A 14,028-nucleotide genomic window follows, 5' to 3' on the forward strand; every position below is an offset into this window, starting at 1 on the left:
AATGCCGCTCATCTGAGCGGCTTTTTTATACCTTGATCACTGAGTGATTTCTGGCACGCCATCGTGGTCTTTTGTGAGAACCCCAGCGGTCTTTTCTGTCGGCTGTTTATCCAGAAGAATTTTTCTGGCCTGAAGTATACGGTATATACTTTTGATTTTTTCAGCATATGCCCGACGTTGAACAATCAGCTTCTTCGATGGCCCCGTGTTATACATCCCTACGCTATCCCAGTTTTTACCGTATGACCTGAAGTTATGCGCCAGCACCCAGGCACCCGTGTAAACGCATATGCAAGGGTCATTCATCAATCGTTGCCGTGTAATATTAAATCCGGCGAGCTTTTTATAATGTGAGCTGTTGATCTGCATTCCGCAGACATCTTCTGTGCCGTTCCGATTTGCGCTGTTGGTTGCATTAGCAATCAGGCGGCTTTCCTGAATTGAGATCGACATTAAAAGTAACGGGTCAATATTGTAATCCTTTCCGGCCTGGTCGAAGCACATTTGGGGTGCACCTGAGGTAGGGAACACTATTGCGAACAGCAATGGTGCAAGAAAATTTATTTTCATAATATGCACTCACATAATCTACAGGATGCACTACAGACCGATTTTTTTAAAAATACCCGCGCCGATCATTTTAATCAAGGTAATTCACTACAAACGCGCGTGAGGCGCTTCCTGCCAGGCTTTTACTGACATCCTGGAATAGAAGAAGCTAACGCAATTTTCCTATTTTCAGGCCGCTCTACTCTTACTGATAAAACATCACACCCCACGCAAGGCTTCGCCTTGCAGATTTAATCTTTAAAATCATGGTGATAACTTTGAAAAGTTACGATTTTTGCAAGTATTGCCCCAAAAGGTGTGGCAACCCACACACACAACAGTGCCTGATTAACACACCTGTTGGTGCCTGATACGGCACTGTTGTGTGTGTTATTTGTGTGTACTGTTATAAAACAGCAGGTAAAGTATGAACAGTGCCGTATTGACACACATAGACAGTGCCGCTATAACACACCTGTATAAGCCTGGACCAGACGAGAAGCGAACAGATTGCATACAGACATCAGTCACCTCTTTCAGGGCCATATTGATGAGAATAGTGCCGTAGGCAGCACTGTCTTAAACTTCGGGAAAAATACCATGTCACGTAAAAACATATATTTCAAAGGGCTTTGTTGAATAAATCGAACTTTTGCTGAGTTGAAGGATCAGATCACGCATCCTCCCGACAACACAGACCATTCCGTGGCAAAGCAAAAGTTCAGAATCACCAACTGGTCCACCTACAACAAAGCTCTCATCAACCGTGGCTCCCTCACTTTCTGGCTGGATGATGGGGCGATTCAGGCCTGGTATGAGTCGGCAACGCCTTCATCACGGGGAAGGCCCCAGCGCTATTCTGATCTCGCCATCACCACCGTTCTGGTGATTAAACGCGTATTCCGGCTGACCCTGCGGGCTGCGCAGGGTTTTATTGATTCCATTTTTGCCCTGATGAACGTTCCGTTGCGCTGCCCGGATTACACCAGTGTCAGTAAGCGGGCAAAGTCGGTTAATGTCAGTTTCAAAACGTCCACTCGGGGTGAAATCGCACACCTGGTGATTGATTCCACCGGGCTGAAGGTCTTTGGTGAAGGCGAATGGAAAGTCAGAAAGCACGGCAAAGAGCGCCGTCGTATCTGGCGAAAGTTGCATCTTGCTGTTGACAGCAACACACATGAAGTTGTCTGTGCAGACCTGTCGCTGAATAACGTCACGGACTCAGAAGCCTTCCCGGGCCTTATCCGGCAGACTCACAGAAAAATCAGGGCAGCCGCGGCAGACGGGGCTTACGATACCCGGCTCTGTCACGATGAACTGCGCCGCAAAAAAATCAGCGCGCTTATTCCTCCCCGAAAAGGAGCAGGTTACTGGCCCGGTGAGTACGCAGACCGCAACCGTGCCGTTGCTAATCAGCGGCTGAGCGGAAGCAATGCACGGTGGAAATGGACAACGGAATATAACCGTCGCTCGATAGCGGAAACGGCAATGTACAGAATGAAGCAGTTGTTGGGAGATTCACTGACGCTGCGTGACTACGATGGTCAGGTAGCGGAAGCTATGGCCATGGTGCGTGCGTTGAACAGGATGACAAAGGCCGGGATGCCAGAAAGCGTGCGTATTGCCTGAAAATCCAGCCAGCTACAGGGTCGTTCGCACGAAATCTTATTTATTCAACAAAGCCTCTGGATTGGTGAAGGAGCGAAAGCCCTTGGACTTGAAGGCGATGTTAGGGGTGATAATTTTACCGCCGTCCTGAAGGGCTATCTGAATAATGGCGAACGACTTGGCCGCGAAATTGACGGAAATCATGTCCACCGTGCCGGGCATGATCTGACGTTCTCAGCCCCAAAAAGCGTTTCCGTTTTGGCCCTGATTGGTAATGATAAGGGGATGCTTGAAGCCCATAACCAGGCTGTTCAGATCGCGGCTGGTTACGTAGAAAAACTCGTATCCGCACGGGATACCCATGATGGCATCACGTCCATCGTTCCCACCGGCAAAATGGTTGCTGCAGCCTTCACGCATGATACATCCCGCAATCTTGATCCTCAGCTGCACACCCATCTCATTGTGGCCAATATGACGGAATCCCAAGGGAAGTGGAAGGCGTTGGCCACAGATTACATCCATAACGCAGGCTTCATTGAAACCGTCATGAAGATGCAGGTTACGTTAGGGAAAATTTACCGTAACGCCCTCCGGGAGCGCGTGGAAGCTCTGGGCCATGAGGTTGAAGAGGTCGGCCCACATGGAATGTGGGAAATTAAGGGCGTCCCAGAAGAGGTCCGGGAGGAATTTTCTTCCCGAGGTAAGGAAATTGAGGGGGCTGTCGGCGCGGAAGCAACGCTGCGAAGCCGGGATGTGGCCGCAAAAGATACCCGGCAAGCTAAAGTCGATCCATCGCGCATGCGTCTGATGGAACGCTGGACACGCCAGATGGCAGAAAAGGGCTTCGACATTGCCGGGTATATGGACACTGCAGCCGAACGAGCCGAGACACTTAATTCGGCAGATAGGGAACCCCAAAGCACACTAATCATCGAAGGTGCCGAACGTCTGGGGTTAAAAGAAACTCTGGTTCTCCTCGGTGAAGCGCGTGAAAAGGATGCCCAGCTTATCTTCCTGGATAGCGCCGGTCGTCAGGCGAATGGTAATGCGATGTCGGTTCTTGAGTCTGCCGGCGTTAACCGTACCCGATACAACGTCCAGACAACAGGGCTTGAAACCACGGTAAATAGTATTGCAGATAAGCGGACGCGTTATGACGCTCTTGCCAGTCGATATGCCGAACTCAGTGGCGGTCAGGAAACCGTAACGGCAGTGGTGGTCGGACAGCGCGAGCAAAAACATCTGACCAGCTTGATCCGCGACGCATTGCAGAATTCCGGACAACTTGAACGTGACGGTGTCACGGTAGAGGCCCGGGTTCCAGTCTGGCTCGACAGTAAAACCCGGAGGATGACGGGGTCATTTAAACCTGGTCAGGTACTCGAGGACCGAAGCGACAAAAAAGAAACCCGTCACTTTGTGATTGACCGGGTACACGAAGACACCCGAGTACTTTCACTCATCGATCAGGATGGTGTACTGGTCCGGCAGAAGCTGAATGAACTGACTTCTGACTGGAGGCTATTTAACCGGGAGGAAATCAATATCAGTGCCGGGGAAAAACTGATTGCTGTTGCGACCGACAAATCTGCAGGGTTTAAAGCAAAGGACCGTCTGACGGTTTCAGCTGTATCTGATTCGGGACTGACCGTTGAGCATAAGGGGAAATTTATCGACATAAAGGCTGGCCAACCCCTCTACAGGTTATGGGGCTCAGGGTACCAGCCGTGATTACGTTATATCACTGGAAGGTACTCAGGAAGGACGGCGAGGTCTGGCGACATTACGTGCATTTTACATTACGGCATCCCGAGCAAAGGAACATGTTCAAATCTATAGCGACGGTGTGGGGAAATGGCTTGATGCCGTGAAGTCTCCTGATCGTGAAATTAAAACGGCACATGATGCCCTTAAACCTGAAACTCAGCGGCAGCAAGCAAAGGTTATCTGGGCTATGGGACAACCGGCAGGACGTACAGCAATCGGACGGACATGGATTAAGCATCAGGGACTCCCCGCCGATACGCTCAACGTGAAAATTATCCCGGCGACTCGCCGGCATCCTGAACCAGCTGCTGCTATTCGATTGTTTGATCAGAACGGGAAGAATGCAGGGCTGGCGCTAGTTTCTCTAATTGCATCGAGCAATGGGCGACTAACGCAGGGCGAAACCCGGATGGTTGCTACGGAAGGTGTGCAGGGGGCCATCCTGCAACGAAGCAGCAGCGGCGAAACACACGTGGCCAGATCACTGGAGGATGCACTCGATGCTGTTCGACGACATCCCAAAGATGGGGTTGTCTGGCAAACGGGGGAGGTTCGTCCGTCAGCCTCTTTGTTGAAACTTACCCGTGGGACCGTCATTCCGAACGAAGAAAAAGTGGCTGCTGGTATTGCTGGCATCGAGACGGAAATCAGGATTCCTGATCTCACCGTCAAAGCAGATATGGGGCCCGACTGCCAGTGTTGTAGGTGCTTTCTCCATTGATACTGACTCGGGCTTCAGGCCTATGGATAAAAGTATTACTACGAACGCTAAAGGTTACTTCTTCCCGATTGGCATCGGTCGCAATACCAATGATATACACGCATGCCTCCTTATCACTGCTATCAGTCTGCAGTGAAATTTCCAGCTGAGTCAGCATGTCGTTAATCCGTTCGAGGGACAGCCAGGGCGCGCAACTGAACAGCATATTAAGCTGTCTTCCATTGCCCATTGTATGTTCATCCAGAACTTCTTTTATTCTATTGACCGAACCGACTAACCCCGGACTTTTATATTCAGGTACTAGTTCAAGTTGGTTCAGGCCAGCTGCCTGAATGAGAGTCAGCAATTTTCGGCCCAGAGCCGGAATGGGTTTAAGAGTTTTGCGTCGACGCTTACGGGGCACTACCGGCCCTTCCACAGCGTTGATTTTGTTGTCTTTCTTCTTGTCAGGTAACCAATCATTCCCGCCAACCGGATTTAATGGGCTGGTTTTTCCTTCAGTGATAGTGTTATCAGCATCCTTACTTTTCTTTAGCCTGAACAAAGGGCACTGTTCATCATGCTGTCTTGTCGTCTTGACGTGGCGTAACCTGGCAACGTTAACCTCGCAGTTAAAAGGACCTTCAATGTTCGGGTCATGTTCGACGCAATCACATTTTAACCACAGCTTACGGCGGTCCATTTCTTCAAGCACAGAATTTGCTATACGTAAATCAGCCTGAGCGGGTTTTCGACTGTTGCTGAAAACATGCAGCAATGCCTCTCTCTCTGCCAGATTCAGTTTCCTTTCAAGCCTTCCCCTTGGATTTTTTTTCCACACAAGGTCCATTGATTTACTCCTTCACTCAAAAGTGTGATTATGATATCAAGATAATATCTTGATATCATAACATCTTATTAAGATAGCAAAGCGTTTAAACTTAATAATATCTTCTTGAATTACATTACCTTATTAACATAACAAGTTAACATGATAGCAAGATGCAAGCGGCGGATATATTGAAAATTATTTTTTAATATCCTATTATCTTAATAAGATAACAAACAAGGTGTGCGGAATATGATCATTGTTCTTGGTAGTCAAAAAGGTGGAGTAGGTAAAAGTACGCTCGCAGTTTCTATCGCTGCATATCTTATGGCGCTAGGAAAGCGAGTTCTCATTGTAGATGCCGACGATCAAAAATCAGTACTGACCTGGTATAACAATCGACCAGAGAACTTGCCTCATATGCCTGTGACTGGAGCGTCCGGCAACATCAAAGCCATGCTAAAAGAGCATGAAAAATCTTATGACTTTGTAATCGCCGATTGTGCTGGCCGTGACAGTGCAGAGATGCGAAGCGGATTAATGGCTGCAGATGTGTTTATTTCTCCTTTACGACCGTCCCAAATGGATTTGGATGTCGTACCACATACATGCTCTGTTTTTACTGCAGCTAAAGATTTCAACGAGTCTGTACGTGGGTATTTAGTGTTGAATATGACACCAACTAACATGTTCGTTAATGAAGCTAATCAGGCAGCGGATGTTCTCAAAGACTTTCCGGAAATGAATCTGTCTAATGCTCGCGTGTGTGACAGAAAAGCTCACAGGGATGCCTGGGCCGAATCAATGACTATTTTTGAAACACAGAACATCAAAGCCCAAGAAGAAATTGAAGCTCTGGTTAAGGAGATCATTCTATGAGGAATAGAGCACATACACCGCCAAGAGACGAAGCTTCGTTTATAAACGGAGGCACAGCTGGCCTCACTGCAAAAAATCCAGATGAACCAAGTAACAAATCTGCGACTAGTAAAGCAAAACCAGTCAGTATCTCTCTTGCTGAAGAGAATCTTAACTCAATCGATAATGTCATTAAGGAAGAGATATTATCAGGGAACAGGAGAGTAAATAGATCCGATGTAGTTAGAGCTGCAGTGATGGCATTAGAAAATTTATCACGAGAAGAAATCTCTCAACTGATTGAAAAATCGAGATTAAAGTAATATTAACTTATTAACTTATTAACTTATTAACTTATTAACTTATTAACTTATTAACTTATTAATTTGTGAAGTTGGTAGTTAAAGGTGGCATGGTTACTAAGTTAATCAGATAATAAGATAGCAAGATAGCAAGATAGCAAGATGGCAAGATAGTAAGATAGTAAGATAGTAACTTACCATCTTGTTACCTTGCTATCTTAGCCACCTGTTTTTTTAAGCAACGCCACCGCCTCATCGCCCGGCATCTGGAACTGCACCCGGTGCCGTGCTGCCACATCCAGCGCAAACACCTTCGTATACACCTCCGTCGAGCTGATGCTCTTATGTCCCATTAAACTCTGCAGCACCTTCAGCGGTATGCCTGCGTACAGCATGTGCATCGCGTAGGAATGGCGGAATGTGTGCGGGGTCACCGGCACGGAGAACGTCACCCCATCGGCCGCAGCCGTTTCAACCGCTTCGCTGAGCCAGGTGCGGACCGTCCGATCGGTAATCTCCCAGATACGTGCCTTCTCGGTTCTGCCGCTTCGCTTGTTACGACGTTCAAGAGGTATTTTCAGAGTGGCCACCATCATCTCCAGCTGGCTGACATAGCTCGCATCAGAAAGCGGAACCAGGCGATGCGTCTGACTGCCTGCAGGCGAACGGCCGGCAGTTCGGGCCGCTTTTTCCGCCCGCTGCTTGAGTGTGGCCAATTGCACGAACGGGTAGGGCGGCGCCAGCGAAAAATCCCCTCGAGTAAGCGCCAGTGCCTCGTTAATGCGGGCGCCCGTATTCCAGAGGGTGGCCAGCAGCATCTTACGGTGCAGATCGGGCACATAGTGGAGCAGGGCGCTCACTTCCGGCGCCAGCAGGTATTTAGGTAGTTCGTCCTGAACGAGCGCCATCTGCCGTAAGGCCAGTGCCGCGGGATAGTCGATGGTCACTGGCAGGGCGGCCATTGAGCCCTGAGAAGTAGCTGAAGGTATGAGGCCAGTCATGATCGGTATCTCAGTATCATTAGTTGTTCAGGTAAGTCTGATGGTTTTTCGCGCCGTTTCTGGCTGTCAGAAGCTGTCCAGAATTTGATTCCATTCGGCCTTACAGTCCAGCAAGTACCGGAGGCCGTTGTCGACCCCGTCAAGTAAATCGGAAGCCTCTCCCATTTTTTCCCCAAAGCGGCGGGTGTTGACGTAATGAATTCCTTCAAGGCTCCGGGTGCCGTCATTTCTCCTGGCATATCGGAAATCTGTCGCTCGTTCGTCAGCCTGATGAAGAGCTTTAACCACCTCTTTGACGATTTTTAAATCGGAAGTTCGGTAGCTACCATCAACCTCCAGGATCAGCTTTTGTGCCAGCGGCCATAAGGTATTCAGGTTATGGTTATCTTTTTTGTACTGGTATTTATCTGGCTCTTCTGCCAGTGCCAGAGCCAATCCGATAATCTGTTTGATAAGGAGTTCGATGTGATGCCTGTAGAGAAACAACACCGGATAAACCAGAAAATCCTGGTCCCGCCCGGATTCATCAATGTGTTTAATCAGAATGTCAGCAGCCCGCCTGTAACCTTCCGTGTAAGCTGTGCCGTGATCACGCATGTAATTCAAACATGCGTTGTTGTGCCAGTCGCTGTCGCTTGCCAGTAACCCCGGTTCTGACGTTTTTTTCTTTTTCATAGCTTTTTCTTTTCCGATGATCTGCTGTGAAATCCCGCCCTTAGTTACCGTTGTTCAGTTGCAGCAGCTTTGGCGATCTCATCCACCGCTTCTCTGACCGAAAAGGACAGTCTATCCTTTGGTGAAAACTGGACCCAGTAGCACAGATATGAGCCATAGTTCTGGTTGGTATGACGGGGGTCATAATCTACGCAGAAGGCGTAAATCTCCCGGTTACCTAGCTCCCATTTTGTAAGCTCACAATAGCGGGTATAGAGCTCTCTGAGATCTTCAAATAAATCCCCTTCGCGGATCGGGCCAGATTCCTTCACGACCCCGCACTGATCCATAAAATGACTGACGGCGGCTTTTTTTGATTTGAATTCCTTCTGACCAATCTTCACCGGTATTGAACGTCCCATCCTGATCTCCTTTCTGGTTTGCTGGCAAATAGTCACTCAGAGTAATTATGATGGGCGGCAGATCTGTCTGCGCACAACCCTGCGTCTGTCACCCGGATTATTTTACCCTGTTGTTATCATTTGCATGATGATAATAAGCAGCCATATAGCCACGCCGTTAAATTACCGGACGGCCGTTCCGGTTGGATCCGACTTTTCGCACTTTATGAAGTTTCCGGAAGTGTACCACGCACACGAAATAAGCAAAGCGGCAATATCTGCCCCTGCGCGACGGGTCACGGGGAAGGGGATAAACACTATATATAGAAGAAAACGCAGCTGACCGCGTGGCACATCTTGTGTTTCTGCGCCGCTGCGCCCCGGAGGCTGGGAAGAAGATCCGGAACTAGCTTTTTTCGGATCTGACCGGGAAAAGAGAGAATACAACATAGGTTCAACATATCCATATGCCGGGCATCTGCATAGGTGTGGCATACGCATATACTTACCATCTGCATATGCTATGACTATACATATGCTTTGCATCTGCATATACTGAACATAGTCATACAGGCCGGTCGGCCAGGAGGAAATGATGAGAACTGTATCCATTTTTAAAAACGGCAATAACCGCGCCATTCGTCTGCCCCGCGATCTGGATTTTGAGGGAGTGAGCGAGCTGGAGATCGTCCGGGAAGGGGACAGCATTATTTTGCGTCCCGTCCGGCCGACCTGGGGCTCGTTCGCGCAGTTCGAGAAGGCAGACCCGGACTTTATGGCGGAGCGCGAGGACGTTGTCAGCGACGAAGGACGATTTAACCTGTGAACAAGACCTATATGCTCGACACCTGTATCTGCTCGTTCATCATGCGCGAGCAGCCGGAAGCCGTCCTGAAGCGCCTGGAGCAGGCGGTGCTGCGCGGCCAGCGCATCGTTGTCTCGGCCATCACTTATTCTGAAATGCGCTTCGGGGCCACCGGCCCGAAGGCCTCCCCGCGCCACGTCGAGCTGGTCGACGCGTTCTGCGCCCGCCTCGATGCCATCCTGCCCTGGGATCGCGCTGCGGTGGACGCCACCACGGAGATTAAGGTGGCGCTGCGAATGGCCGGGACGCCGATCGGCCCGAACGACACGGCCATTGCCGGGCACGCCATCGCCGCCGGTGCCGTGCTGGTGACGAATAATACGCGGGAATTTGAGCGGGTACCGGGTCTTGTGCTGGAAGACTGGGTAAGATAACGCTGTAAAACAAAACAGGCGGTCTGGCGCAGCCGGACACTCTTTCAGTCAGCGGTATATAAAGGAATAAAAGATGCCTCTGATCACGCGGCTTATGCTGCAAAACTTTAAAAAGTTTCCGGAACTGGACCTGCGCTTCACTCATGACCGTAACATTCTGGTCGGGGACAATGAGTCCGGGAAAAGCACGATTCTGCTGGCCCTTGACCTTGTGCTGAGTGACAGCCGGCACCGGGTCGAGGCATTGGGTGTGGAATCGCTCCTGTCCCAGTCAGCAGTAAGGCAGTTTCAGGAAGGTGAGCGCCGCGCCGATCAGTTACCCGTGCTGACAGCTGACGTTTTCCTGAGTAATGGGGGAGATCCTGACCTGAACGGCAGGCAAAATCTGGCGGGTATCAATGCGGATGGTCTCAGAATGCGTATTGCACCAATGACGGAGGAATACGGCCAGGATATTCACAATGTACTACAGCAGGATCCCGATAATTTTCCCTATGAATACTATTCCGTGCGGTTCAGCACCTTCTCCGGTGGTCATTTCGCCAGCTTCAGACGCTATCTGCGCCATCTGCTCTTAGACAGTGCACGCATCGATAACGAGCACGCCGCACAGGAATATACGCGCACAGTTTACAGCGTCAATGTGCCGGTGGCCGATCGGTACCGGCTTGAAAACAGTTACCGGCAACAGAAAATGCACTTCTGCACCCGGCATCTGTCAGCCATAAACGACACGCTGGAAACGTATCAGTTTGGCGTGCGTTCCGGTGCTAAATCAGGGCTTGAGGCGAATCTAGACATTACCGAGGACGGTATTTCCATTCGTCACCGTGGAAAAGGAAGGCAGTGCTTCATCAAAACGGAGTTTGCGCTGCAGCGGCATCAGCAGCAGGGAGAGCTCCACGTACTGTTGCTTGAGGAGCCGGAAAATCATCTCAGCCATGTCAGTATGAAGAGGCTGGTTAATCAGCTTGCCACTGAACGGCAGACGCAGGTGTTTATTGCCACACACAGCAGCCATATCTCCTCCCGCCTCGATCTGCGTAAGGCAATCCTCCTCGGGTCTGCCCGGCCGGTACTGATGAATGAACTTTCCGCTGAGACTGCCGCCTTCTTCATGAAAGCACCGGATAATAACGTACTGGAATTTGCGCTGGCCAGACGTGTGCTGCTCGTGGAGGGGGATGCTGAGTTTATTCTGATCGAGGCCTTTTATCGCCGCCTGTATGGCAGGGCACCGGAGGAAGACGGAGTTCACATCATCGCTATCGGCGGAACGAGTTTCCGTCGTTATCTTGAACTGGCCCGTCTTCTGGAAAATCGCGTCGCGGCCCTTCGTGATAATGACGGCAACTATCAGCAAAACTGCGATGAACGCTATGCTGACGTGATTTGTTCCCGCTCCCGGGTATTTGCTGATCGCGATAACACCCGATCCACATTTGAAATCAGCATGTATCAGGATAACGCTGATCTGTGTGATACGCTTTTCCGCGGACCCCGCCGGACACTCACGGTGCAGGAATACATGCTGGCCAATAAGGCAGAAGCAGCATTCCGGCTGTTACAGCTGCACGCCGGAGAGCTGACCGTACCTGATTATATTCAGGAGGCACTGGCATGGATAAGAGAGTGATATTTGCGGTTGCCGGCTCGGGCAAGACCACGCTGCTGATACGACGGTTGAGTGAGGACAGGAGGACGCTGCTCCTGACCTTCACCGTGAATAATGAAGCGCATCTGCGGGCACAGATTATCAGACGTTTTGGCTTTATCCCGGAAGGGATCAGGGTGATGACCTGGTTTGAGTTTCTGCACGGTTTTTGCTTCCGGCCTTTCCTGCAGGAGCAGCTGGCATCGCGTGGCCTGAGCTTCGACCAGCCCCCACCCAGAATACCGCGCACGAATGCCCGGCATTATCAGGATCCCGCCGGACGGCTGTATCACCGGAGGCTCGCACATTTACTGACAGCCCGGGGGTTGCTGCCGGATATCCGTATCCGGCTTGCCCGTTACTATGATGAACTGCTTGTCGATGAAGTCCAGGACTTTGCCGGACATGACTTTAATTTTCTGCTGGAGCTCTGCCGCGCGGAAATCACTGTGCTCTGTTGCGGCGATTTTTATCAGCATACCTTTGATACAAGCCATGACGGCAACGTTAATTCAACGCTGCACGACGACATCACGCGATATGAGGCCCGCTTCGACGCAGCAGGTTTCGCGGTTGACCGGGACACGCTCAACCGGACATGGCGTTGCTCAGCTTCAGTGTGCGAGTTTATCACCGGGCAACTGAACATCCGTATCGCTGCCCATGGGATACATGCCTCCCTGATTGAAACGATCGCAGATACAGAGCGCTCAGCCACCCTGCACGCCGATAATACGGTGATTAAGCTCTTCTATCGTGAACATCACCGTTACGGCTGCTATTCCATGAACTGGGGCGCCAGTAAAGGGCTCGATCACTTTCAGGATGTCTGCATTGTGATGGGATCCTCCCACTGGAAGCTTCTGACCCGTCAGGAACTGGCAACCCTTCCACCGTCGTCCCGTAACAGGCTGTACGTGGCATGCTCACGGGCGCGCGGCAACATTTATTTTGTTCCCGAAACTCATCTGCGCCGATTCCGAAACTGAGTTACCGACTTCTCAGTCGGGCACAAATCAGTAAAAAGCGAGGGTCATCGACGGGAATACCGGCTGGACAGGTGCGGTTCCGGTTCTCGCTTTCCGGAACCTGGCTAACAATATGTAACATTATCATTAAATACAATTATGCCAGTTATTTTTATTCGCAAAATGCTAATAATGTGGCATACACGCCAGTATGAAAACATTGTTAACTTTTTAAGTTCTGAATGGTATGTCGCTTGTGCAGTTAAAAGTGCAGATCATTGAAAGTATTGTACGGTTTTGTTGACCGGAGACTGTTTCATCGTCGCGGATAATGAGCAGAATTATCTGTCCACTATATCTGGGGCAGGCTGAAAACATGGAATGGTTGGTTATGGATGCTGAGATCCTGTCATTTATGAAACAATTTCATTTGTGGTACTGTAAAAATAGTTTTTCTGATTTACCTGAGCTGTGAATATGGCATACTGCAGATGTTACCCGGCCGCACTCATACCGGGTAACGAACTGTGTATTGTGATGATTTTTTATTACAGGGGGATGATCGTGATCAATAAGATTTGCCAGGTAATTGACGGGGAGTACGTCTGCGACATTGATATCAGTGTGGAAGAATGGAAAGCTCTGTTAATGAATGAAAAGGTTTTTGACTCTAAAAGTATTGAGGTGTTAAAAAAATGGTATATTGAACCAAATCATTCCTGCACATGTTTCGATATAGGCAAAAAGTACGAACAGCACAGTATGAGTGCTAATGGCGTTATTAACGGGCTCGGTGGTAGAGTTCAAAAAGAGCTTGGCAGATTTGAAGTTAAAGGGATCGGCAATATAGCACCTGGCACAAAATTCATTACAGTCATGAAGAGTAAAGAAACCGGTGAAAAACCAAAAAGATACTTATGGACTATTCGTGATGAACTTGTTCAGGCAATTAAAGAACTGGATTTTTTTGGGTCGAAAGAAATAACCACCAATGAGTATTACTCAGACGATGAGTTGATCAACGCCATGGAGGCGAATAATACATTTGATGTCGCGCAGACATTTGAATATACAGGGGAAGCTAAACCAAAGAAACATGCAACAGAAGTAAAAAATGGCGTCTCGTACCCAAGAAGTAAAGGGGTTTCAAAAAATGCACTGAACAAAGCAGGTTACAGATGTGAAGTCGATGGCGAACACCCAACCTTCAGAAGGCGTAACTCTCCCCTGAATTATACTGAACCTCATCACATTGTACCTATGTCCAGGCAGGATGACTTTAACACTTCGCTTGACGTCGAAGAAAATATAATATCGCTGTGTTGCAATTGCCATAAGCAAATTCACCTCGGACAGGGATATGAAGAAATGCTTGAGAAAATATATAATGAGAGAAAGGAGTTGTTAAAACAGGTAGCTATCGATATATCTCTGGAGGATTTGATTCGCTATTATAAAGGACAGAACAGGTGAATGTTATTCAATAGTAATGCTT

At 49.3% G+C, this 14,028-nt stretch carries 13 protein-coding genes and 3 pseudogenes; 10 read left to right on the plus strand and 6 right to left on the minus strand.

Features of this window, described 5'->3' with window-relative positions; translation table 11 throughout:
• Positions 1-36: 36 nt before the first annotated feature.
• Complete coding sequence (locus tag H7R58_RS24300; protein WP_051910836.1) at positions 37-504, minus strand: lytic transglycosylase domain-containing protein; 468 nt, start codon at positions 502-504, stop codon at positions 37-39.
• Positions 505-1,209: 705 nt separating this feature from the next.
• Here H7R58_RS24300 and H7R58_RS24305 point away from each other — a divergent pair.
• The 3 genes and pseudogenes from H7R58_RS24305 (at position 1,210) to H7R58_RS25690 (ending at position 4,648) form a co-directional block, all read left to right on the plus strand.
• Entirely contained in the window at positions 1,210-2,178 is a 969-nt protein-coding gene (locus tag H7R58_RS24305) for an IS5 family transposase (protein WP_072193960.1), read from the plus strand.
• Positions 2,179-2,226: 48 nt separating this feature from the next.
• Positions 2,227-3,861: pseudogene (mobF, locus tag H7R58_RS24310) on the plus strand (MobF family relaxase); the annotation flags it as partial.
• Between the two features lie 166 nt (positions 3,862-4,027).
• On the plus strand, positions 4,028-4,648 hold the full coding sequence (locus tag H7R58_RS25690; RefSeq protein WP_413774325.1) for a conjugative transfer relaxase/helicase TraI domain-containing protein: 621 nt from the start codon (positions 4,028-4,030) through the stop codon (positions 4,646-4,648).
• Here the strand turns inward: H7R58_RS25690 and H7R58_RS24315 are convergent.
• Positions 4,605-5,477: pseudogene (locus H7R58_RS24315) on the minus strand (hypothetical protein); the annotation flags it as partial. The gene H7R58_RS25690 and the pseudogene H7R58_RS24315 sit on opposite strands and share 44 nt — an antisense overlap.
• A gap of 231 nt (positions 5,478-5,708) precedes the next feature.
• Between H7R58_RS24315 and H7R58_RS24320 the strand changes: the two are divergent.
• Positions 5,709-6,335, plus strand: a complete 627-nt coding sequence (locus H7R58_RS24320) for a ParA family plasmid-partitioning AAA ATPase (RefSeq protein WP_008502208.1) — start codon at positions 5,709-5,711, stop codon at positions 6,333-6,335.
• Positions 6,332-6,637, plus strand: a complete 306-nt coding sequence (locus H7R58_RS24325; protein ID WP_035894350.1) for a ribbon-helix-helix domain-containing protein — start codon at positions 6,332-6,334, stop codon at positions 6,635-6,637. The genes H7R58_RS24320 and H7R58_RS24325 overlap by 4 nt, the downstream gene beginning before the upstream one ends.
• Before the next feature lie 197 nt (positions 6,638-6,834).
• Here H7R58_RS24325 and H7R58_RS24330 read toward each other — a convergent pair whose 3' ends face one another.
• From H7R58_RS24330 to H7R58_RS24345, 4 genes and pseudogenes are all read right to left on the minus strand, one after another.
• Positions 6,835-7,617 carry a site-specific integrase gene (locus tag H7R58_RS24330; RefSeq protein ID WP_035894351.1) on the minus strand — a complete coding sequence of 261 codons (783 nt, stop codon included), beginning with the start codon at positions 7,615-7,617 and terminating at the stop codon, positions 6,835-6,837.
• 66 nt (positions 7,618-7,683) lie between these two features.
• On the minus strand, positions 7,684-8,292 hold the full coding sequence (locus H7R58_RS24335; RefSeq protein ID WP_035894352.1) for a hypothetical protein: 609 nt from the start codon (positions 8,290-8,292) through the stop codon (positions 7,684-7,686).
• A 44-nt stretch (positions 8,293-8,336) separates the two neighbouring features.
• Positions 8,337-8,693 (minus strand): hypothetical protein, encoded by a 357-nt coding sequence (locus tag H7R58_RS24340; protein WP_035894354.1) that lies wholly within the window; start codon positions 8,691-8,693, stop codon positions 8,337-8,339.
• Between the two features lie 157 nt (positions 8,694-8,850).
• Positions 8,851-9,311, minus strand: a pseudogene (locus H7R58_RS24345) (hypothetical protein).
• On the opposite strand from H7R58_RS24345, the gene vapB reads away from it, so the two are divergent.
• The 5 genes from vapB (at position 9,268) to H7R58_RS24370 (ending at position 14,006) form a co-directional block, all read left to right on the plus strand.
• The gene (gene vapB, locus H7R58_RS24350; RefSeq protein WP_001261282.1) at positions 9,268-9,498 is read left to right on the plus strand and encodes a type II toxin-antitoxin system VapB family antitoxin; all 231 of its coding nucleotides are present in this window, start codon (positions 9,268-9,270) and stop codon (positions 9,496-9,498) included. The pseudogene H7R58_RS24345 and the gene vapB overlap by 44 nt on opposite strands.
• Positions 9,495-9,911, plus strand: coding sequence for a type II toxin-antitoxin system VapC family toxin (locus tag H7R58_RS24355; protein WP_001044770.1), 417 nt, complete (start codon positions 9,495-9,497; stop codon positions 9,909-9,911). The genes vapB and H7R58_RS24355 overlap by 4 nt, the downstream gene beginning before the upstream one ends.
• Before the next feature lie 73 nt (positions 9,912-9,984).
• Complete coding sequence (locus H7R58_RS24360; RefSeq protein ID WP_182934823.1) at positions 9,985-11,547, plus strand: ATP-dependent nuclease; 1,563 nt, start codon at positions 9,985-9,987, stop codon at positions 11,545-11,547.
• Complete coding sequence (locus tag H7R58_RS24365; protein ID WP_000361404.1) at positions 11,532-12,554, plus strand: helicase UvrD; 1,023 nt, start codon at positions 11,532-11,534, stop codon at positions 12,552-12,554. Before H7R58_RS24360 ends, H7R58_RS24365 begins: the two co-directional genes overlap by 16 nt.
• A gap of 543 nt (positions 12,555-13,097) precedes the next feature.
• Positions 13,098-14,006 (plus strand): HNH endonuclease, encoded by a 909-nt coding sequence (locus H7R58_RS24370; protein ID WP_080933653.1) that lies wholly within the window; start codon positions 13,098-13,100, stop codon positions 14,004-14,006.
• The last annotated feature ends 22 nt before the right edge of the window (positions 14,007-14,028 follow it).

It is taken from the genome of Klebsiella sp. WP4-W18-ESBL-05, from assembly GCF_014169075.1.
GTDB classification, from domain to species: Bacteria; Pseudomonadota; Gammaproteobacteria; order Enterobacterales; family Enterobacteriaceae; genus Kluyvera; species Kluyvera ascorbata_B.

Excerpts from the sequence above, each read along its gene's own strand:
- H7R58_RS24300 (WP_051910836.1), bottom strand. The coding sequence starts at position 504 with ATGTGCTTCGACCAGGCCGGAAAGGATTACAATATTGACCCGTTACTT.
- H7R58_RS24320 (WP_008502208.1), top strand. The coding sequence starts at position 5,709 with ATGATCATTGTTCTTGGTAGTCAAAAAGGTGGAGTAGGTAAAAGTACG.
- H7R58_RS24325 (WP_035894350.1), top strand. The coding sequence starts at position 6,332 with ATGAGGAATAGAGCACATACACCGCCAAGAGACGAAGCTTCGTTTATA.
- H7R58_RS24330 (WP_035894351.1), bottom strand. The coding sequence starts at position 7,617 with ATGACTGGCCTCATACCTTCAGCTACTTCTCAGGGCTCAATGGCCGCC.
- H7R58_RS24335 (WP_035894352.1), bottom strand. The coding sequence starts at position 8,292 with ATGAAAAAGAAAAAAACGTCAGAACCGGGGTTACTGGCAAGCGACAGC.
- H7R58_RS24340 (WP_035894354.1), bottom strand. The coding sequence starts at position 8,693 with ATGGGACGTTCAATACCGGTGAAGATTGGTCAGAAGGAATTCAAATCA.
- vapB (WP_001261282.1), top strand. The coding sequence starts at position 9,268 with ATGAGAACTGTATCCATTTTTAAAAACGGCAATAACCGCGCCATTCGT.
- H7R58_RS24360 (WP_182934823.1), top strand. The coding sequence starts at position 9,985 with ATGCCTCTGATCACGCGGCTTATGCTGCAAAACTTTAAAAAGTTTCCG.
- H7R58_RS24365 (WP_000361404.1), top strand. The coding sequence starts at position 11,532 with ATGGATAAGAGAGTGATATTTGCGGTTGCCGGCTCGGGCAAGACCACG.